This window comes from Ruminococcus sp. 1001136sp1 (assembly GCF_039841815.1).
GTDB lineage: Bacteria > Bacillota > Clostridia > Lachnospirales > Lachnospiraceae > Blautia_A > Blautia_A faecis.
On record NZ_JBDPGY010000002.1, the window covers coordinates 286,219 to 308,355 of the forward strand.

A 22,137-nucleotide genomic window follows, 5' to 3' on the forward strand; every position below is an offset into this window, starting at 1 on the left:
CTATAACCAGATATTATTTTTACATATTAGACAGATAATCCCCAGTATGTTACTATGCATTCATCAACAAAAACAAAGCAACAGCAAAGAAAAACATCAAAAACAATAACAAAACTAACATTAACAAAAAATGATGAAAAATAGTAAACATACGGAGGAAAGAAAAATGGCAGATATCAGAGATTCTAAAAACTGGGGATTTGAAACAAAACAGTTACACATTGGACAGGAGAAAGCAGATCCAGTAACAGATGCAAGAGCTGTTCCAATCTACGCTTCTACATCTTATGTATTCCATAACTCACAGCATGCAGCTGACCGTTTCGGACTTCGCGATGCCGGAAATATTTATGGAAGACTTACCAACCCTACAGAGGATGTTTTCGAGCAGAGAATTGCTGCTCTTGAAGGCGGAGTTGCAGCGCTTGCAGTTGCTTCCGGTGCAGCAGCTATCAATTATACATTCCAGGCACTTGCAAAAACAGGTGAGCACATTGTAGCTTCCAAGACCATCTACGGCGGAACATACAACCTTCTGGCACATACTCTTCCGCAGACCAGCGGCATCACCGCAACATTTGTAGATCCGGATGCAGAAGGCTCTTTCGAAGCTGCAATCCAGGAAAACACAAAAGCAATCTTTATTGAGACCCTTGGAAATCCGAACTCCAACCTGATTGATATTGAAGAAGTTGCAAAAATTGCGCACAAACATAACATTCCTCTTGTAGTTGATTCTACATTTGCAACTCCTTACCTGGTTCGCCCGATTGAGTATGGTGCAGATATCGTCGTTCATTCCGCAACCAAATTCATCGGAGGCCATGGAACTGCAATCGGTGGCGTGATCGTAGACAGCGGCAACTTCGACTGGAAAGCATCCGGCAAATTCCCGTGGATTTCTGAGCCGAACCCAAGCTATCATGGAATTTCCTTTGCAGAGGCAACCGCTCCGGCAGCATTTGTAACTTATATTCGTGCAATCATCCTTCGTGACACAGGAGCTACCCTTTCTCCATTCCATGCATTTTTGTTTTTACAGGGACTGGAAACTCTTTCCTTAAGAGTGGAGCGTCACGTAAGCAACGCCCTGAAAATCGTAGATTACCTGTCTAAACATCCACAGGTAGAAGCTGTTCATCATCCGTCACTGGAGAGTGAGCCAAGTCATTATCTTTATAAGAAATACCTTCCAAACGGCGGCGGTTCCATCTTTACATTTGAGATCAAGGGTGATGCACAGACCGCTCAGAAGTTTATTGATAACCTTGCAATCTTCTCATTGCTTGCAAATGTTGCAGATGTAAAATCCCTTGTGATCCATCCTGCAACAACCACACACAGCCAGTGCACAGAGGAAGAGCTTCTTGACCAGGGCATCAAACCAAACACAATCCGTCTTTCCATCGGTATTGAGAAAGTGGAAGACCTGATCGCGGCTCTGGACGCAGCATTTGAGGCAGTAAAGTAATTAAAAAATAAATTCATTTCTGTAAAAGGTACTGTATTTCCTGAAATGGGAGATATGGTACCTTTTTTAGGCTACAACAGTCGAATTCGGCAAAATATATTGCAAAGTGGGGCGTGCAGATTGCGGGAATGATTTTTCAGACAGGCTCTGGCACCTGCGGAATGATTACAGATTATCATAAAAATGTTTGTATTATTTATTCTTCTTTTTATACTTTATTAACATTTTATGTGCAGAATTGTCAAAATCTGTAGTCAGAATTGTGCAAAGTATGGTAAAATATTGACGTATTAGGGGAAAAGGGAAGGCAGTGATTTTGTGTGATAGATATCTCTAATCTTGACAGCCATATATTTGATGCTCTGTCTCAGACTTCAGATAATATGTACATTTATATAGCAGATCTGGAACGCGATTTTTCCAGATGGTCTAAGCCAAGTGTGGATTACTTCAATCTGCCGGGAGAATTTATAGAGAATACGGCGAAGGAATGGGTACAGCATATTCATCCTGCAGACCAGCATATTTTTCTGGAGGATATCGGCCGTATTTTTGAGGGGAAAAGCAACCGGCATAATTGTGAATACCGGGCTTTAAATAAATATGGGAAATATGTATGGGTAAGGTGCCAGGGAATTGTGGAGCGAAATGCGGATGGAAGCCTTGGCCTTTTTGTTGGCACGATGATGAATCTTGGTGTGAATGCCAAGTTTGACCAGCCCACTGGTTTATATACGTTTCATGAGCTGAAGAAGCAGCTTCCGGCATTTATCAGTCATGGAATGGAAGGTGCTGTTCTTCTTTTTGATGTGGACAGACTTCAGAGAATCAATGATATTCTTGGGTATCTGGTAGGAGATGAGGTTCTGCAGCGTCTGGGACAGAAATGTCAGAGCCTGGAAGGCGTTATTTCTTATCGGGGACCAGGAGGTAAATTCTATTGTATTACCACTGAGAAATCCGAGCATGCACTTGACCGGATCTACCAGGAAATGCAGAAATTTTCAGTGGAAGTCCCCAGGGAGATGAATCTGGAGATCCAGTTGACGATTTCATGCGGAGTGGCCTTTTTTCCGCAGGATGCAGAGGATTTCGAGACTTTGCATGCAAATGTGGAATACGCCCTTGAGCAGGCGAAGAAAGTGGGACGTGGCAGCATTGCGCAGTTTTCCGGACAAATGCACAGAAAAACGGTGGAGAAATTCCGACTGCAGGAAGTGCTCCGTGAGTCTGTTGCCAATAATTGCAGAGGGTTTGCGCTGGTATACCAGCCTCTGGTGAACGGAGAGACTCAGGAGGTTTATGGTGCTGAGACTCTGATGCGTTTTTATCTGCCGGATGGAACGCTGGTTTCCCCAATGGAATTTATTCCGATCCTGGAGGAAGACGGAACCATCCGACAGGTGGGAGAGTGGCTTTTGAATAAGGCACTTGCCCAGGCGGCACTGTGGCGCATGGAGAATCCTGATTTTGTAATTTCCGTGAATGTTTCTTATATCCAGATACTTCAGGAAGGCTTCAGAGAAATGGTGACACGGATCGTGGAAAAATCCGGCACACCGGAGAAGCAGCTGATCCTGGAGCTTACAGAGAGCTGTAAGGTATCGGATCCCAACGGCCTTCGGGATGATTTTGAATATTTTAAAAATATGGGGATCAATATGGCACTGGATGATTTCGGCACGGAGTACTCTTCCATTGCATTGCTTCGCAAGCTGAAACCACAGTGGATCAAGATCGATCATACTTTTGTCCGTTCCATTCAGGATGATGAGATGGATCAGGCGATTCTGGAATATATTATGAATCTGAGTAAGCAGACCAGAATAAAGGTTTGTGTGGAAGGGGTGGAGAATAAGGAAATCCTTTCCGTTGTCCAGACTTATAAGCCGGAATTGCTTCAGGGATACTATTATTCCAGACCCTGTCCGGCGGAGGAATTTTCAAAGAAATATTTCAATGGAAAAGATAAGACAGGCAGCTACGGTTGTCTGAAAAAATAATTCTGATAAGCGCTTTTTTATACGCTCTAAGGGAAATACTAGTACATCGTTTTCGAAATAACTATACCACTCACTTGTCTGTGAATCCGATTGCACAGGTATAAAAGCCTCGGCGTAGCCCGCTACGCCTACGTTTTTATACCTGCACACTCGAATCCACATCCTACGTGATTGGTATAGTTATTTACGAAGCGATGTACTAGTCTTTCGTCTATTGCAAGTGACCCCGATACAGATCGGTATAGCTTTAAACTGGAATTTGATCATTACATTGAAGGGCAGACCTGCTATGGTTTAGATAAGCTGATCCTGAATAATAATTATGCAGACGCTACCAATATGAAAGAAGCTGTAGAGGACAGTTTTATGCTGCGCAATTATGGCACAGAAGATGGAAATGAAGCATTACAAAAAACAGAGTCAGGTGGTGTATAATAAGAAAAACGGAGTTGAAAAGCCATGGTTAATCCGTTATAATTTTCATATATAAATACATGAAAAAAGTGTTTTTTCAGAAAATTGTATGTTGCTGGTCATGGGGTGGACAGCAACGACTATATGAAGGGGGATTTTTCTATGACGAAAATGAAGAAGATTTGCATACCTGTTCTTGCAGCTGCAGCCCTTGCGTTTTCAGTTCCCGGAACTACGCAGGAGGCAGAGGCTTCCTGTAATACTTATCGTGTGAATGTTGTTACTGGATATCTGGCTCTTCGGACAGATACATCCTATAATAGTGGTAATGAGATCGGAGAACTTTACAGTGGTGATCTGGTGGAGGTAATGGATTACACTGGCGCCACTGGTTACTGGTATGTATACTCTCCTAAGTATGACGATTTCGGATATGTGAATAATGATTATCTGGATTCTGTGACATCTTCCGTATCTTCCTATGATACAATGTGGACCGTAAGCGTTTCCACCGGATATCTGGCTCTTCGCAATGCACCGGAATATGATGCATCTAATGAAATCGGTGAGCTCTATTCGGGAGATACCGTCTGGGTTTCCGACAGTAGCAATTCTCAGTACTGGTATGTGTATTCCCCGAAACTGGACGGCTATGGATATGTGAACCAGGAGTACCTGTACAGAGAAGAGGGACTGGATACAGATTCCAGCTATTTTGGCGAAGTAAGAACGGTCAGTGTAGCCAAGGGCTATCTGGCACTTCGCAATATGAAGGCATATGATGCTTCCAATGAAATCGGGGAATTATATTCCGGCGATACCGTACAGCTTCTGGACACAAGTGATTCCCAGTACTGGTATGTGTATTCCCCGAAATATGATACCAATGGATTTGTAAACAAAGATTATCTGGTGGGTGGAAATGCATATGCTACCTTGTATGTAAAAGTGCCTACCGGATATCTGGCTCTTCGATCCGCTATGGGATATGATGCGGCAAATGAGATTGGTGAACTGAATACCGGTGATACTGTGGTAGTAATTGATTCCAGTTCAGATAAATACTGGTATGTATATTCTCCACGCCTTATGAAATACGGATATGCAGATTGTAATTATATATTCTGCAATTGATGAGCAGGAAAGAAAAACAGCCTCTGACTTTTTTACTGGGAAAGTCAGAGGCTGTTTTTGAAATAACTATAATTTTTATAACTGCACACTTGAATTCATATCCTACGCGATTGGTATAGTTGTTACTGTTTACTCCGTGACCAGTAACGTATAGTTATCTTTATAGAAATTTCATACTTTCTCTGATTGAACAAAAAAACCTGCAATGCTATACTAAAATTAAAATATATTTGAAAAACAGGAGTGTGATAAATTGCAGGGTACCACAGAAAACTATATTCACCTTGAAAAGGTTTCTAAGATTTATGGAACGAAAGAAGTAAAAATAATCGCAGTAGATGAGATCAGCTTTAACATAGCTAAAGGCGAGTTTGCCGTGATCGTAGGGCCCAGTGGTGCTGGCAAGACTACGGTTCTGAATATTCTGGGCGGAATGGATACTGCCACCAGCGGTCAGATCTGGGTAGATGGAAGGAATATAGCGAAATACAATAACCGCCAGCTCACCAGCTACCGCAGGGACGATATTGGATTTGTTTTTCAGTTTTATAATCTGGTTCCCAATCTGACAGCCTTGGAAAACGTAGAACTGGCAGGACAGATCTGTAAGAACCCCATGGATCCGAAAACTGTTTTGGAAGAGGTGGGGCTGAAAGACAGACTTGGAAATTTTCCTGCCCAGTTATCAGGCGGTGAACAGCAGAGAGTTTCCATTGCAAGAGCTCTTGCCAAGAATCCGAAGATGCTCCTTTGCGATGAGCCAACAGGCGCTCTGGATTACCAGACTGGTAAGGCGATTCTCAAGCTTTTACAGGATATGTGCCGCCAGAAGGGGATGACAGTAGTGGTTATCACTCATAACTCTGCATTGACGCCTATGGCAGATCGCGTGATTAAAATAAAAAACGGCAAGGTGGCACAGATGACTTTGAATGCCCACCCAACCCCGGTAGAAGAAATTGAGTGGTAGGTGAGAGATGAAAGCATTAAGAAAAGAATTCTGGATGGAGATCCGAAAAAGCAAATCCAGGTTTATCTCCATTCTTCTGATCGTGGCTCTTGGAGTGGCCTTCTTTTCCGGTATTCAGGCTTCCTCGCCGGATATGCGCTATTCCGGAGATGCCTATTATGACGAAAGCAGCCTGATGGATATCAAGGTTGTGGGCACAATGGGCCTGACATCTGATGATGTTTCTTCCATAGAAAGTATAGATGGCATCGAGTCCGCAGAAGGTGCCTGGTCTACCGATGTGACGTGCGGGGAAGGCCAGAAGCAGAAGGTTCTTCACATTGAATCCATAAATGACACAGTGAATAAACTGGATGTGCAGGAGGGACGCCTTCCGGAAAAAAGTGGAGAGATTTTTCTGGATAGCACATTTGCTTCTTCCAATGAATATAAGGTAGGAGATAAGGTGGCTTTGCGTGAAGAAGGAGATTCCCCCGTTCTTGTGACCACAGAATATACGGTAGTGGGAACTGGAAGAAGTCCTCTTTATATTTCCTTTAATAGAGGAAATACCACCCTTGGAACTGGTGAAGTCAATGGATTTGGATATGTGCTCCCAGAAGATTTTGACCAGGAAATTTATACGCAGATTTATGTGACCGTTCATGGAGCAAAGGGTCTTACAAGTTATACAGACGGTTATGAGAATCTGATCGCCAAGATCAAAGACCGTGTTGAAAACATAGCAGATGATCGCTGTCAGATCCGCCTTGCAGCTGTGAAGGCGGATGCACAGGAGGAAATCAATGATGCCCAGAAGAAGCTGGACGATGGGAAAAAAGAGGCAGATGAAAAGCTTGCTGACGCAAAAGAAGAGCTGGATAAAGGTGAAAAGGATTTAGAAGACGGCAGGAAAGAGTATGAAGATGGAAAATCCCAGTTAGAAGACGCAAAAACAGAGCTTGCCGATGGAAAAAAACAGCTGGAAGATGCGAAGACAGAGCTTACTGATGGGAAAAACCAGTTAGAAGATGCAAAAGCGCAGCTTGCTGATGGAAAAAGTCAGCTGGAATCTGCCAGGAGTCAGCTTTCCTCCAGCAAAAGCCAGCTTGACACTGCCAGAAGCCAGCTGGATGATGGATGGAGTCAGGTAAATGCAGCAAAAGCCCAGCTTGCTGACGGACAGGCTCAGCTTGATTCCGCGCAGAAGCAGGTAACCAGTGGTCTGGCAGAATTAGAGGAAAATCAGAAGACTTTAGATGAAAATAAAGCGAAACTTGCAGATGGAAAAGCCCAGATTGAGGCAGGCGAGCAGCAGTTAGAAGCCGCAAAGCAGACTTTGACAACAAAGCAAAGTGAACTGGATCAGTCAAAAGCGGAGATCATTGCCGGACAGCAGCAGATCGAAAGTACCAGAACCCAGTTAAATGCCCAGAAGCAGCAGATTACAGATGGACTTTCCCAGGTATCAGCAGGAGAAGCACAGCTTCAGGATGGAATAAGTGCTTTGGAAAGTGCAAAAGCTCAGCTGACGGAGCTGCAGAGTCAGCTTGAGATAGTACGCGCAAGTTACAACGCAGCACTGGAAAATCCGGATGCTTCCCAGGAGGAAATAGATATTCTGGCAGCTCAGGTGTCTGCACTGGAAGAACAGGAGGCGGCGGTAAGCCAGCAGATTCAGGCAAGTGAAGCGCAGATTGAGAGTCAGCGGCAGCAGCTTGCAGCGACTAGAAGTGAGTTGGAAAGCGGGCTTGCAGCAGTCGAGGATGGACTTTCCCAGCTTTCTCAGAAAGAAAGCGAGCTGAATGCTGGACGGGAACAGATAACAGCAGGTCAGGCAGAGATTGACGCCGGATGGATTCAGATTCAGGAACAGGAGAATACTCTTGCTGCTTCGAAAGCTGAGATAGAGGCAGGGGAACAGGAACTGGAAAAAGGTCAGAAGCAGTTAAAGGCAGCAAAGAAAAAACTGAATAAAGCCCAGAAAGAAATTGATTCCAATGCAGAGACCCTGGCTGCCGGACAGGCGGAAGTGGATGCCAATGTGGCAAAGCTGAATGACAGTGAAGCGCAGTATGCTTCCGGTCTGGAACAGTATAATTCCGGTGCCCGGCAAATCGCGGAAAATGAGGAAAAGCTTACTTCCGGAGAGCAAGAAATTGCAGAAAATGAGGCGAAGCTTGCCGATGGTGAGAAAGAAATCGCAGACAATGAGAAGAAGCTTGCAGACGGTGAAAAAGAGATTACAGACAATGAGAAAAAGCTTCAGGATGCGGCTAAAGACTTGAAAAAAGGTGAGAAAGACCTTGCAGATGGAAAGAAAGAGTACGAAGACGCCAAAAAAGATGCGGAGGATGAGATTGCCGAGAATCAGCAGAAGCTGGATGATGCGAAAAAGGAACTGGAAGATCTGGGAATGCCGGAGTGGATGGTCACAGATAGGGAGGAGCTTCCGGAATATACGGATTACGGTGATAATGCAGACCGTCTTCGAAACATCGGTCAGGTTTTCCCGGTCATCTTTTTCCTGGTAGCGGCATTGATCAGTCTTACCACTATGACTCGTATGGTGGAGGAGCAGCGAACCCAGATCGGTACCTTGAAGGCATTGGGATATAAGAAGTCTGCTATTGCAGCAAAATATATCTGTTATGCATTTTTTGCAACTCTTCTTGGCAGTGTGCTGGGAATGCTGATCGGAGAGAAAATCATTCCATACATTATTATAACTGCTTATGGGATTATGTATCACAATGTGGCAAATACCATTTCCATTGATTATCAGCCTGGCTTCGCATTGATCGCTTCCACAGCCTCTGTTGTATGTACAGTTGGAGCGACTCTTTTTGCAAGTGGAAAGGAGCTGCAGGAGACACCGGCCTCTCTTATGCGCCCACCGGCTCCGAAAGAGGGCAAGCGGGTATTGCTGGAGCGGCTCACATTTATATGGAAGCATTTAAGCTTTTCCTGGAAGTCCACAATTCGAAATCTTTTCCGTTACAAGAAGCGCCTGATCATGACGGTCTTTGGAATTGCAGGAAGCATGGGACTGATGCTGGTTGGCTTTGGGATTCAGGATTCCATCAGTGATATTGCCGCTATTCAGTACCGGGAGCTTCAGCATTATGACGGAATGGTGATTGAGGACAGCGATGCTACAGAGGAAGAACATGCAGAGCTGTTTGAATACATGAAGGAAAATGAGCAAATCGCCCATTGCAATCGGGTACAGATGACGAAGATCAGTGCTCCGAAAGGCAGCTCCAACATCAGTATTTATCTGTTTGTGCCAGAGAGCCTGAGTGAGTTTGCAAGGGATGTAACCTTAAAGAACCGTATTACCGGGGAAACATATGAGCTTACCGACGAAGGTGCTGCTATTTCCGAGAAAACAGCATCCCTGCTGGGATTAAAGGTGGGAGATATGATTCCCCTAAAAAAGGGAGATAAGGAATATAAGGTGAGGGTGGCTGTGATCACAGAGAATTATATGAGCCATTACCTTTATATGACGCCCAGGGTTTATGAGCAGACGTTCGGGGAAATGCCGGAGTATGAGAACATTGTGTTTACTATGCAGGAAGACTGCAAGGATGATCTGGAAATGGCAGGAACCCGGATCCTTGCTAATCCTGGTGCTCTCAGCATCAGTTATACCAGTAGTCTGGCATCACAGGTTGACCGTATGCTGAGCACTCTGGATGCGGTGATCCTGGTGCTGATCGTTTCCGCAGGAATGCTGGCTTTTGTGGTATTGTATAATCTGAATAATATCAATATTACAGAAAGACAGAGGGAACTGGCAACTTTGAAGGTGCTTGGCTTCTATGACGGAGAGGTCTCCCAGTATGTGCTTCGGGAAAACGTGATCCTGACAGTGCTTGGAATTATGTTTGGAGCAGTGTTTGGAATTCTCATTCACAGGTATGTGATTACTACGGTTGAGGTAGATGCAGTTATGTTTGGACGAAATATTAAGCCGCTGAGCTTTTTATACAGTGGAATTCTGACAAGCATATTTTCCATTGTGGTGAATGGGGTGATGCATTTTAAGCTGAAAACCATTGATATGGTGGAATCCTTAAAGAGTGTGGAATAAAAATTATTGTAATTGTGAAATTTTTAAATTAGCTTGACAAGCCGGAAGAATGCAATTATAGTTATATCCATAAAAGTGGCGGCTTTTTCCGGCTATTTACAAGGAGATCAGACCGCTGCAGCGAAAAGCGTTGAAGAAGAGGAGTAAGTAAATGCCCTCCCAGAGAGAAATGTCCAGGGATAACTGTGGTGGAAGACATTTCGAGATCCGCATTCACTGAAGGTAGCTTCTGAGCCGGGAAACTGAACAGGCAGTGATATCTGCAGTAAGTTTTCACGCAATTCCAGCGTTACAGGAAAGAGATATGTGTACAACAGAGCGAAGACTGTAAATACATTCAGGGAAACAGTACTTTGCATTTTGCACATAATGAAGGTGGTACCGCGTTAATTTCGCCCTTCACACAATTGTGTGAGGGGCTCTTTTTTTAGGAGGAAAATTATGAGCAAAGAACTTGCAAAGACCTACGATCCAAAAGGAATCGAGGAACGTCTTTACCAGAAATGGATGGACAACGGATATTTTCATGCAAAAGTAAACCCGGATAAGAAACCATTTACCATTGTTATGCCGCCGCCAAACGTAACCGGACAGCTGCATATGGGACATGCACTTGATGAGACCATGCAGGACATTCTCATCCGTTTCAAGAGAATGCAGGGCTACGAAGCACTGTGGCAGCCAGGAACTGACCATGCAGCTATTGCTACAGAGGTTAAGGTTACTGAGAAACTGAAAAAAGAAGGCATCGACAAGGCAGAAATCGGCCGTGAGAAATTCCTGGAATATGCCTGGGAGTGGAAAGAAGAGTACGGCGGAAAAATTATCAACCAGCTGAAGAAGCTTGGTGCTTCTGCAGACTGGGAGCGAGAGCGTTTCACCATGGATGAGGGATGCTCCAAGGCCGTACAGGAAGTCTTCATCAAGTTATATGAAAAAGGCTACATCTACAAAGGTTCCCGTATTATCAACTGGTGTCCGGTATGCCAGACTTCCATTTCCGATGCAGAGGTTGAGCATGAGGATCAGGACGGATTTTTCTGGCACATCAATTACCCGGTTGTTGGAGAAGAAGGAAAATTCGTGGAAATCGCAACAACACGTCCGGAAACACTTCTTGGAGATACTGCAGTTGCAGTAAACCCGGATGATGACCGTTACAAAGACATTGTTGGCAAAATGCTGAAGCTTCCTCTCACAGACAGAGAGATCCCGGTTATTGCCGATGAGTATGTTGATAAAGAATTTGGTACCGGATGCGTAAAGATCACACCGGCACATGACCCTAACGATTTCGAGGTTGGAAAGAGACACAACCTTCCGGAAATAAACATCATGAATGATGATGCTACCATCAATGAGCTGGGTGGTAAATACGCCGGCATGGATCGTTACGAAGCAAGAAAAGCCATGGTAGAGGATCTGGACAAGCTTGGCCTTCTGGTGAAGGTTGTTCCGCACAATCACAGCGTTGGAACACATGACCGCTGCCATGCAACCGTAGAGCCGATGATCAAGCCTCAGTGGTTTGTAAAGATGGACGAAATGGCCAAAGCTGCTATCAAGACTCTTGAGGATGGAGATCTGAAATTCGTTCCGGAGCGTTTTGACAAGACTTACCTTCACTGGCTGGAGAACATCCGTGACTGGTGTATTTCCCGTCAGCTGTGGTGGGGACACAGAATCCCGGCTTACTACTGCGATGAGTGCGGTGAGACTGTAGTTGCAAGAGAAATGCCGGAAAAATGTCCGAAATGCGGATGTACGCATCTTCATCAGGACGAGGATACGCTGGATACCTGGTTCAGCTCTGCTCTGTGGCCATTCTCCACACTTGGCTGGCCGGATAAGACACCGGAACTGGAGTACTTCTATCCAACAGATGTACTGGTAACCGGATATGACATTATTTTCTTCTGGGTTATCCGTATGGTATTCTCTGCTCTTGAGCAGACTGGCAAGACACCGTTCCATCATGTACTGATCCATGGTCTGGTAAGAGATTCCCAGGGCCGCAAGATGAGTAAATCCCTTGGAAATGGTATTGACCCGCTGGAAGTAATCGACAAGTACGGCGCAGATGCTCTTCGTCTTACTCTGATGACTGGTAATGCACCTGGAAACGATATGCGTTTCTACTGGGAGCGTGTAGAATCCAGCCGTAACTTTGCAAATAAGATCTGGAATGCTTCTCGTTTCGTTCTTATGAATCTGGAAGGAAAGGATGTAACGGAGCCGGAGATTGGTTCTCTTTGCGCTGAGGACAAATGGATCCTTTCCAGACTGAACAATGTGATCAAAGAAGTAACCGACAATATGGAAAAATATGAGCTGGGTATTGCGGTTCAGAAAATCTATGATTTCCTGTGGGATGAGCTTTGCGACTGGTACATTGAGATCGCCAAGGTTCGTCTGTGGAAGGCAGAAGAGGATCCAAAGGCGGCAAACGAGGCTCTCTGGACACTTCGCACAGCGCTGACCCAGGGACTGAAGCTGCTTCATCCGTTTATGCCATTTATCACAGAGGAAATTTATTGCACACTGCTTCCGGAGGAAGAGTCCATAATGATCTCTGACTGGCCGGTATATAAGGACGAGTGGAATTCTCCTGAGGCTGAGCTTGCAATCGGAAGTTTCCAGGAAGTTGTCCGTGGCATCCGTAACACAAGAACCAGCATGAATGTTCCGCAGAACAGAAAAACACATCTGATCATTGTTGGAAAAGATGCTGCTATCTGTCAGATGTATGAGAACAGCAAGAAATCCTTTGCAAATCTTGCTTTTGCAAAAGAAATCCATGTTCAGCAGGATAAGACTGGTATCGGTGAGGATGCAGTTTCTGTTGTTGTTTCCAATGCAGTTGTTTATATGCCTCTGGAAGACCTTGTTGACAAGGAAAAAGAACTTGAGAGACTGACAAAGGAGCAGGAGAGACTGACTAAGGAAATCGCCCGCTGTGAGGGAATGCTGAATAATCCAAATTTCGTAAATAAGGCTCCTGCTGCCAAGGTTGATGCAGAGAAGGAGAAGCTTGCGAAGTACAAAGAGATGAAAGATAAGGTTGAAACACAGCTTGAGCAGCTTAAGAGATAAAAAGGAGATTTTGCATGAAGCTGAGCAAATTTTGCAATAAGATTTCCCTGATTCTCCAGGCACTCTGGTGCGCAGTGCTCTATTTCCTTATAGAGGCACTGTGCCGCCATTCTGTAGTGGAGGCCTGGGATTATATGACGGGAAAACCGTTGGTATTTGCTTATAATACGATGTTTATTTTTACTACAATGCTGATCGTTTATCTGTTTCACAGGCGGTGCTTTTGGAGAGTTGTGGTTTCCGTTTTCTGGCTGTTTCTGGGAATCGTAAACTGTATTCTTCTGATGAACCGTGTTACACCATTTACCGGACCGGATCTGCATATGCTGACGGATGGTATTGCAATCATGCAGAAATATCTGCCGTTTTATGGTGTGGTGATCGGATGTATTTTGATCGGAATTGTGGTGCTGGGGCTTTTGATCCTACTGGTCAAGGGACCGAAGTATGAGCAGAAGATTAAGTACCGGTATGTGATTCCGCTGGTAATTGCTGGTTTTGTGGCTTTTGGAGGCGTGACACAGCTGGCTCTTGAAAAAAGGGTTTTGTCTAATTATTTTGGCAATATTGCGTTTGCTTATGAGGATTATGGTTATCCTTATTGTCTGGCGACTACTATTTTTAATACAGGCATCAGTGAGCCGAGGGATTATTCTGAGGATGAGATTAACCGGATCGAGAAGACAGAGTCCAATCTTCCAAAGACCAAGGAGGATGGAAAGAGACCGAATATTCTGTTCCTTCAGCTTGAGTCTTTCTTTGACCCAACACTGGTAAATTACCTGGATATTTCTGAAGATCCAATCCCGAACTTCAGGAAGCTGATGAAAGAATATTCTTCCGGATATTACAAGGTTCCTTCTGTTGGAGCTGGTACGGCAAATACGGAATTTGAGACCATTACAGGTATGAGTCTTCACTATTTTGGACCAGGTGAATATCCTTATAAGAGTATTCTTAAGGAGACTACCTGCGAAAGTGTGCCCTATGTTCTGAAAAATCTGGGGTATTCTACACATGCGGTACATAATAATGAAGCCAACTTCTATGGAAGAAGGTCTGTTTTCCCCAATCTGGGATTTGACACCTTTACTTCTGAAGAGTATATGGCAGATGAGAACCTGCAGAATCCTCTTGGATGGGTAAAAGACAGTGTGTTGACGGATGAGATCATTAAGTGTCTGGATTCTACTGACAGTCCGGATTATGTGTATACCATTTCCGTGCAGGGACATGGTGATTATCCAAGCGAGCCCATTCTGGACAATCCTTCTATTACAGTTTCCGGTTCTCCTACGGATGAGCTGAATTGTAAATGGGAGTACTATGTGAATCAGATTCATGAGATGGATCAGTTTGTGAAAGAGTTAACAGATGCTTTGGCAGACTATCCGGAGGATGTGATCCTGGTTATGTATGGGGATCATCTGCCGACTATGGGACTGACTGTGGAGGATCTGAAAAATAAGTATCTTTTCCAGACGGAGTATGTAATCTGGGATAATATGGGACTTACCAAGAAGGATGAGAATCTGGCTTCTTATCAGATCGCAGCAGAGGTTCTGGACAGAGTTGGTATTCATGAGGGTACGATCATGAAATATCATCAGGCAAGAAGAAATACCAAGAATTATCAGGTCGATCTGGAGACACTGCAGTATGATGTGCTGTACGGTCAGCGATATGCTTATGGAGGAGAAAATCCTTTTGAGAGAACAAAGATGCGGATGGGACTTTATGATGTGACCTTAGATTCCATTCGGTTAGTGTCGGGTACAGATTGGACTTATTATATCCAAGGCACGAATTTCACCCCGTCCAGTCAGGTGAAGCTGAATGGAGAGTGGTATGATACGGCATATGTAAGTCCGAACATGCTGGTGATCTCGGGTACGGAGCTGTCGGATTTTGACAGACTGGCAGTTGTACAGAGAAGTAACAGTTCGACGAGGAAGGCTCTTAGTAAGAGCTTTGACAGAGCGGTTTATGCATTGTATGATAGTCAGTGGAAGGTGAATTCCCGATAGGAACGTTTCCCGGCTGGGCACCTGGTCTCATCAGGTCTGCTCTGAGCGCGGTGTGCGGCCAAAAAAAATTAAAAACATCAGAATTTTGCTGAAACCGAAGAAAGGAGAGGACAAATTTGCTCCGCTGGAGCTCAGACTGTGTCCTCTCCTTTTTTAACCCCAAATTCTGCCGTATGAGATTTTTTCGGAACCTCTCTGATTTCTTCTGTGCGAGGTTTGTCGGATAAAAAGTTACGATTAGGGGTGGACTTCTGGTGTGACTATTATATAATGGTAGAGTAATGTAACGATTCAGAAGGCAGTATTCTGCCAGGCTTACTATGAGCATGAGAAGTTACGGACGAAATACGATAGATAAATGGTGGTTTAGATTATGAATTACGAGGAAGCGGTTGCTTATATTGAGGAGACTCCGAAGTTTACCAAAAAGAACAGTCTGGAGCATACGAAGGAATGTTTGAGGAGACTGGGGAATCCACAGGAGAAGTTTAAGGTGATACATGTTGCGGGAACGAATGGAAAGGGGAGTACCTGTGCGTTTCTCACATCTATTCTCAGGGAGGCAGGGTATTCCTGCGGTCTGTTTACGTCTCCCCATCTGGTGAAGATCAACGAGCGGTTTCAGATCAATGAGGTGAATATTGATGATGACACCTTTTTGAAAGCTTTTGAGAGAGTGAAAGTGCTGGCGGACGAGCTTGTGGCTGAAGGTAGTTACCATCCTACTTATTTTGAGATGCTGTTTCTTATGGGAATGGTGATCTTTGCAGAGGCAGGGGTGGACTATGTGACTTTGGAAACTGGGCTTGGCGGAAGGCTGGATGCGACTACAGCGGTAGAGAATCCTGTGGCTTGCGTGATCACATCTATCAGTCTGGATCATATGCAGTTTTTGGGAAATACGGTAAGAGAGATTGCAGGGGAGAAGGCTGGAATCATTGTTCCGGGAGTTCCTGTAATCTATGATGGAAATGACAAGGATGCGGCAGAAGTGATCGCTGCGAAGGCAAAGGAGCTTGGAAGTCCGGCTTATAAAGTAATTCAGGCTGGAGCAAAGGTACTGGGAAATAATAAAGATGGCATTGATTTTTCCCTGGAGGACGATTATTATGGGGATACCAGGTTCCATATTCCTTTTATTGCATGGTATCAGGTGATGAACGCATCTCTGGCGCTTACAACTATGGAAGTGCTGAAAGACAGGATTCCGGTGACCATGGAACAGCTGCAGGCAGGAATTGCAAATACCAGATGGCAGGGCAGAATGGAGACCATTTTGCCGGGCGTGATCGTGGATGGTGCACATAATGAGGATGGCGTGCGCAGGTTTGTGGAGACTGCAGAGCGGTTTCAGAAGGAGTATCCGCTGACACTTTTATTTTCTGCTGTGAATGATAAGGATTACCAGGATATGATCCATACAATTTGCAGCAGGATAAAATTCCGTAAAGTTGTGACCACAGAGGTTGGGGGATACCGTGAGGTGCCGTCTGCGGAGCTGGCAGAGATCTTTTGCAAAGAAGGCTGTAAGGATGTTGGAAACTCTGATAATATTGAAGAAGCTTTTCATATGGCGCACGAGGCCAAAGGAGAGGACGGAATGCTGTTCTGCGTGGGTTCTCTTTACCTGGTGGGAGAGATTAAGACACTCTTGTTGAAAAAGTAAATTGTCTGCAGAAAAAAGAAAACATGGGATTTCTGGTTGATTTTTCAGGAGTCTGTGGAGGAATTTTATGATCGATTACGAAGAGGAACTGAAGAAATTTGAGCCCTGTCTGGATGTGACAGACGCAGAAGAGGCTATTTACGATAGAGAGCTGACGGATATTCTGGACATTCTTCAGGAAATGCTCAGGGAGTCCAAAAGCGGACGCAGGATGAAATAGAATAGGAGATACTTAATGAACTGTATGAATTGCGGCGCGTTCCTGGCTGATAAGGATCTGGATTACTGTCCTCATTGCGGGTGCAACGTCCTGATCCAGAAAAAGGTGGAGTATCTATCCAAACTTTATTACAATCAGGGCTTGGAGAAGGCCAGTATCCGGGACCTTTCAGGAGCCGTTAACTGTCTGAAGCAGAGCCTTACCTTTAACAAGAGAAATATCCAGGCGAGAAATCTTCTGGGTCTTGTGTATTTTGAAATGGGAGAGGTGGTTGCTGCTCTTAGCGAGTGGGTGATCAGTAAGAATCTGCAGCCTACCCGGAATATTGCGAATGAATATATTAATCGTCTTCAGGCGAATTCGAATAAACTGGATGCTATTAATGAGACAATAAGAAAATATAATAATGCCCTGGCTCTTTGCAGGGAAGGCCATGAGGATATGGCTGCCATTCAGCTTCGCAAAATTCTGAACCAGAATACCAAGCTGATCAAAGGTTATCATCTGCTGGCGCTGATCTATATGAAGAATCATGACTGGGGCAAGGCAAGAAGAACCTTAAAAAAGGCGGCTCGTATTGACAAGACCAATACAACTACATTACGTTTTCTTCGTGAAGTAGATGAGAGAACCGGTGTAACGACCAGACTTGAGAAACAGAAAAAAGGACTTTTTGGTGCCAAGGGCAAGACAGAAGGTTCGGATGAGATTTCCAGAAGTACTGTGGTACAGCCGGCAGTTTACAGGGAAAATTCCAGAATTTCACTGTTTGTGACACTTATGGCGGGTGTGGCAGCAGGTGCGGCTGCATTTTGGTTTCTGGCAGTTCCGGCTATCAAGCAGGGGATTTACAGAGAAGCCAATCAACAGATTGTAAAGTACAGCGAGTCTCTGGTCAGCCAGGGTGCGGAGCTTTCCAAAGCCCAGGGTGAGGCGAAGGAATCCGGAGATGTGGCAGAGGAAATCACCCAGCAGCTTGATGCCGAGCAGAAGAAGAGCACCAGTTATCAGGCACTTCTGAATGCGTATGCAGCTTATACACAGAATGAGTATGATGCAGCTGCGTTGGAAATCCAGAAGGTTTATGAAGATCAGCTGGGAGATGATGTAATGGGAATTTATAATACCATCTGTTCAGCTACTGGTGTGTCTGGAATCACGGAAGACAGTAAGTCTGAGGGTAGCGAAGATTCCTCTGATTCCGAAAGCAATGATGGAACTGACAATACAACAGAAGGCTCTGAAACGGATTCCTCTGAAACGGATTCCTCTGGTTATGACAGTTCTTACAATGATGCATCTGGTGACAGTGGGTATGATGAATCCGGATATTCTGATTACAGCGACGAAAACGGATATTATGATGAAAATGGTGATTTTCAGTATTATGAATAAAAATTTCTGAATTACAATAATGAGAAACCTCTGAACCGGGGATGTGCGGGATAGACCTACACATCTCTTTTTCTTTTTCCTGTGCAGAGGGTCAAAATAGAGTAAAAAAGGGGGATTTTATTTATGAAACCTGTTTTTGAAACTACGGGAACCTGTCTGAATATTAAACTGCCTGAGGAACTGGATCATCCGGCTTCTGAGCTGATCCGGAGAGAATCAGACAGGATTATGGGAAAAATATATATCAGAACCATTTGTTTTGACTTTGGAAATACTGTTTTTATGGACAGTTCGGGCGTAGGTTTGATCATGGGGAGATACCGGGCTCTGGGGATGCGTTCTGGCTGCATGAAGGCCTGCCATGTAAGCGGATATATTGAAAAATTGCTGCGGCTTTCAGGTGTGAGTAAATTTCTGGAACTGGAAAGAACAGAAAATGAGATGCAGCTGGAAGGGAGGGGAGTCTGATGGGAAATTCCAACGAAATGACCATTATTTTTGACAGCCGTCCGGAGAATGAAGGGTTGGCAAGGGTAGCTGCTGCGGCATTTTGCACCCAGCTGAACCCCACACTGGAGGAAGTAGCAGATTTGAAAACGGCTGTGTCAGAGGCTGTAACCAACTGTATCATTCATGGCTATCAAGGCGAGGTACATAAGATACGGATGAAGTGTGTCAGAAAAGAGAGAACAATTTATCTGGATATTGAGGATGATGGCATAGGGATTGCAGATGTGGAAAAAGCAATGGAGCCCTTATATACGACCCGCGCTGATCAGGACAGGTCAGGAATGGGGTTTACTTTTATGGAAGCATTTATGGATGAGGTTAAAGTCACCTCACAGGTTGGAAAAGGAACCTGTGTGCATATGAGCAAAAAAATCGGTAATTGATCAGGAGGAAGCATGGATCACACTCTTGCTCTCATTGGGCGCATTCACCAGGGAGATAAAGAGGCAAGAGATACTTTGTTTTCGGAAAATATGGGACTGGTGTATAGTGTTGCCAGGCGTTTTCTGGGGAGAGGGGTGGAAATGGAGGACCTTTTTCAAATTGGAAGCATCGGGCTTTTGAAGGCTGTAGATCATTTCAATCCTGAATTTGATGTAAAGTTTTCTACTTATGCAGTACCAATGATCATTGGAGAGATTAAGCGGTTTCTTAGGGATGATGGAATTCTGAAGGTGAGCCGCTCCATAAAAGAGAATCAATATAAGATCTGTAAAATGAGGGAGGAACTGGAGAAAAAGTTAGGCCGTGAGCCGGATCTAAGAGAACTTTCAGATGCTATGGATATGCCGATGGAAGAATTGGCGATGACGCTGGAATCGGCTGCAGAGGTGGATTCTATTTACAAGATTGTGTATCAGGGAGATGGAACGGATTTGCAGCTTGTGGACAGGCTTCCGGAAAAAGAGGATCGCCATGAAAAGCTTTTGAACCGGATTTTTCTGGAGGAAATTCTGGAAAAATTGGAAGGAGAGGAGAAAAGACTGATTGTATTTCGGTATTTTCAGGATATGACACAGACAGAGGTTGCAAAAAAAATGGGAATGTCCCAGGTTCAGATTTCCAGGATGGAGAAAAGGATATTGAAGAAGCTGAGAGAAATCTCCCACAAATTGTGATGCACATTTTGCAGAGAGCCTTTTTCAAACACGCTCTGGAAAAGGAGAAAAAAGCAAAGTATTTTCTCATATTTTCCAGAGCATTATTGGGTGTTAGAATTTAATCTCTTTTCCTTCCAGACGCCACTGTCTGAACTCTGCAGAAGCAGAGAGAAGCAGGTCAGAAGATGAGTTAAGGGCTGTCTCAACTGAGTCCTGGATAACTCCGATAATAAAGCCTACGGCTACAACCTGCATGGAAATGTCGTCAGAAATTCCGAAAAGGGAGCAGGCCATAGGAATCAGAAGGAGGGATCCGCCGGCAACACCAGAAGCACCACATGCAGAAAGGGCTGCAAGAAGGCTGAGGATGATAGCTGTTGGGATATCAACGTGGATTCCAAGGGTAAAAGCAGTTGCCATTGTCATAACGGTGATGGTGATAGCAGCTCCGTCCATGTTGATGGTTGCACCAAGAGGAATGGTTACGGAATAGGTGTCACGGTCGAGCCCCATCTCCTCACAGGCTTTCATATTTACTGGAATATTGGCAGCAGAACTTCTGGTGAAGAATGCGGTGATGGCACTTTTCTTCAGGCAGTGCAGAATCAGCGGATATGGATTCTTGCGGATACACCAGTAAACCAGAAGCGGGTTTGTTACAAAGTAGATGAAAAGCATGCTGCCTACCAACAGCAGCAGTAGTCTTCCATAGGTAGTGAAAATGTCTAATCCGTTGGTGGATACGGTGTTAAATACCAGACCGAAGATTCCGAAGGGTGCCAGGTTGATGATCCAGCTGACCACCAGGGATATTCCGTCTGCGATGTCAGCAAGGACTTTTTTTGTGGTGTTATTTGCTGTACGAAGGGCAAGACCAAGAAGGATGGCCCAGGTAAGGATACCTACATAGTTTGCATTCACCAGGGAAGATACCGGGTTGGCAACAATATTCAGAAGAAGGTTGCTGAGGACCTCCACAATACCCTGTGGGGCACTGGCGTCTGCGGCTGCATTGGTAAGTGTCAGGTGTACAGGGAAAATCATGCTGGCGAAAACGGCGATCACAGCTGCCAGTACAGTGCTGAACATGTAAAGGGCAACTACTGTTTTGATAACGCCGCCATGGGATTTTCCTGCGTTGCACAGTGAACTGAGAACCAGAAAGAATACCAGAAGGGGTGCGATAGCTTTCAGGGCACCTACAAATACATCGCCAAGGATGGCAATGCTGGTTGCACCGGGGGCTGCAACTCCAAGGATGGCACCAAGAATCAGACCAACGACGATTCGTTTCACCAGTGCAATCCCGGTCCATTTGTTCCATAAATTTTTCATTTGTTTCTTTACCTCTTTCCCTCTTTAATTTGATAAAAGATTAATTAATTATATAGTATGCAGGGAGGATTCGCAATAAAATATATGATGAAATTAATGAAAATGAGAGACTTTTTTGAAAAAAAGAAAAAATAGAGAAAAAAATCCGGGTAAGGAGGAGCATAAAAACCTCTTACCCGGGTTTGCAAATTAAAAAAATTATTTAGCAGCAGCCTGTTTGCCAAACAGTGTATTCTTGTACTTGGAAAGTGCAGTGAGAAGTACCATTCCAAAGATTCCGCAGGAAATGATCTCTCCGGCACCTACCGTAAGCATCATAAGTGGAATCGGAAGATTGACGGAATAGCCGTAACGAAGTACGAATGGAACCAGAACTGCATTGGCTACGATTGGTGGAACTGGTGCCAGCCATTTGTTGCTGTTACGAAGTTTGTAAGTAAATACAGCTCCGATGAGGGTTGCGATGCTTCCGAATGCAATATCCAGAGGAATTGCACCGCCAAGCAGGTTGGCAAGGATACAGCCTACAAAAAGACCAGGAATGGCAGCTGGTGTGAAGAATGGAAGAATGGTCAGGGCTTCGGAAATTCGAACCTGAATCTCTCCATAACTAAACGGTGCAAACACCAGTGTCAGTACAACATAGACAGCCGCAATTAGCGCTGCCTGCACCAGAAACAGGGTACTCTTGTTTTTCATATTCATTTGTCTCCTTTAGTTT

At 44.6% G+C, this 22,137-nt stretch carries 16 protein-coding genes; 14 read left to right on the forward strand and 2 right to left on the reverse strand.

The features are described from left to right. Positions 1–166: 166 nt before the first annotated feature. The 14 genes from ABHC48_RS03300 (at position 167) to ABHC48_RS03365 (ending at position 20,099) form a co-directional block, all read left to right on the forward strand. Positions 167–1,471 carry an O-acetylhomoserine aminocarboxypropyltransferase/cysteine synthase family protein gene (locus tag ABHC48_RS03300; RefSeq protein ID WP_118583257.1) on the forward strand — a complete coding sequence of 435 codons (1,305 nt, stop codon included), beginning with the start codon at positions 167–169 and terminating at the stop codon, positions 1,469–1,471. Positions 1,472–1,791: 320 nt separating this feature from the next. Continuing rightward, complete coding sequence (locus ABHC48_RS03305) at positions 1,792–3,474, forward strand: GGDEF and EAL domain-containing protein (protein WP_195699875.1); 1,683 nt, start codon at positions 1,792–1,794, stop codon at positions 3,472–3,474. 213 nt (positions 3,475–3,687) lie between these two features. After that, positions 3,688–3,909, forward strand: coding sequence for a CotH kinase family protein (locus ABHC48_RS03310; RefSeq protein ID WP_330673727.1), 222 nt, complete (start codon positions 3,688–3,690; stop codon positions 3,907–3,909). 141 nt (positions 3,910–4,050) lie between these two features. Further along, the gene (locus tag ABHC48_RS03315; protein WP_195477035.1) at positions 4,051–5,022 is read left to right on the forward strand and encodes a hypothetical protein; all 972 of its coding nucleotides are present in this window, start codon (positions 4,051–4,053) and stop codon (positions 5,020–5,022) included. Positions 5,023–5,275: 253 nt separating this feature from the next. Beyond that, the gene (locus ABHC48_RS03320; protein ID WP_118583251.1) at positions 5,276–5,992 is read left to right on the forward strand and encodes an ABC transporter ATP-binding protein; all 717 of its coding nucleotides are present in this window, start codon (positions 5,276–5,278) and stop codon (positions 5,990–5,992) included. Between the two features lie 7 nt (positions 5,993–5,999). Continuing rightward, positions 6,000–10,070 carry an FtsX-like permease family protein gene (locus tag ABHC48_RS03325; protein ID WP_195699876.1) on the forward strand — a complete coding sequence of 1,357 codons (4,071 nt, stop codon included), beginning with the start codon at positions 6,000–6,002 and terminating at the stop codon, positions 10,068–10,070. 441 nt (positions 10,071–10,511) lie between these two features. Next, positions 10,512–13,163 (forward strand): valine--tRNA ligase, encoded by a 2,652-nt coding sequence (locus tag ABHC48_RS03330; RefSeq protein ID WP_118583247.1) that lies wholly within the window; start codon positions 10,512–10,514, stop codon positions 13,161–13,163. A gap of 14 nt (positions 13,164–13,177) precedes the next feature. Next, positions 13,178–15,190: an LTA synthase family protein gene (locus ABHC48_RS03335; protein WP_347505138.1), complete on the forward strand. Its 2,013-nt coding sequence runs from the start codon at positions 13,178–13,180 to the stop codon at positions 15,188–15,190. A 373-nt stretch (positions 15,191–15,563) separates the two neighbouring features. Continuing rightward, a complete protein-coding gene (locus tag ABHC48_RS03340) occupies positions 15,564–16,856 on the forward strand; it encodes a folylpolyglutamate synthase/dihydrofolate synthase family protein (protein WP_173735234.1) in 1,293 nt (430 codons plus the stop codon). Between the two features lie 67 nt (positions 16,857–16,923). Then, positions 16,924–17,076: a hypothetical protein gene (locus tag ABHC48_RS03345; RefSeq protein ID WP_021925740.1), complete on the forward strand. Its 153-nt coding sequence runs from the start codon at positions 16,924–16,926 to the stop codon at positions 17,074–17,076. A 15-nt stretch (positions 17,077–17,091) separates the two neighbouring features. Next, entirely contained in the window at positions 17,092–18,471 is a 1,380-nt protein-coding gene (locus ABHC48_RS03350; RefSeq protein WP_187564999.1) for a hypothetical protein, read from the forward strand. A gap of 123 nt (positions 18,472–18,594) precedes the next feature. After that, positions 18,595–18,939, forward strand: a complete 345-nt coding sequence (locus tag ABHC48_RS03355) for an STAS domain-containing protein (protein ID WP_148461256.1) — start codon at positions 18,595–18,597, stop codon at positions 18,937–18,939. Continuing rightward, positions 18,939–19,364 (forward strand): anti-sigma F factor, encoded by a 426-nt coding sequence (gene spoIIAB / locus ABHC48_RS03360; protein ID WP_118583239.1) that lies wholly within the window; start codon positions 18,939–18,941, stop codon positions 19,362–19,364. Before ABHC48_RS03355 ends, spoIIAB begins: the two co-directional genes overlap by 1 nt. Before the next feature lie 12 nt (positions 19,365–19,376). Further along, positions 19,377–20,099, forward strand: a complete 723-nt coding sequence (locus ABHC48_RS03365; protein ID WP_173735236.1) for a SigB/SigF/SigG family RNA polymerase sigma factor — start codon at positions 19,377–19,379, stop codon at positions 20,097–20,099. Between the two features lie 93 nt (positions 20,100–20,192). Here the strand turns inward: ABHC48_RS03365 and sstT are convergent, their stop codons facing one another. Together sstT and ABHC48_RS03375 are read right to left on the reverse strand one after the other, a co-directional pair. Then, the gene (gene sstT, locus ABHC48_RS03370) at positions 20,193–21,416 is read right to left on the reverse strand and encodes a serine/threonine transporter SstT (RefSeq protein WP_118578572.1); all 1,224 of its coding nucleotides are present in this window, start codon (positions 21,414–21,416) and stop codon (positions 20,193–20,195) included. A 198-nt stretch (positions 21,417–21,614) separates the two neighbouring features. Further along, the gene (locus ABHC48_RS03375; protein WP_148461260.1) at positions 21,615–22,115 is read right to left on the reverse strand and encodes a QueT transporter family protein; all 501 of its coding nucleotides are present in this window, start codon (positions 22,113–22,115) and stop codon (positions 21,615–21,617) included. Positions 22,116–22,137: the final 22 nt, after the last annotated feature.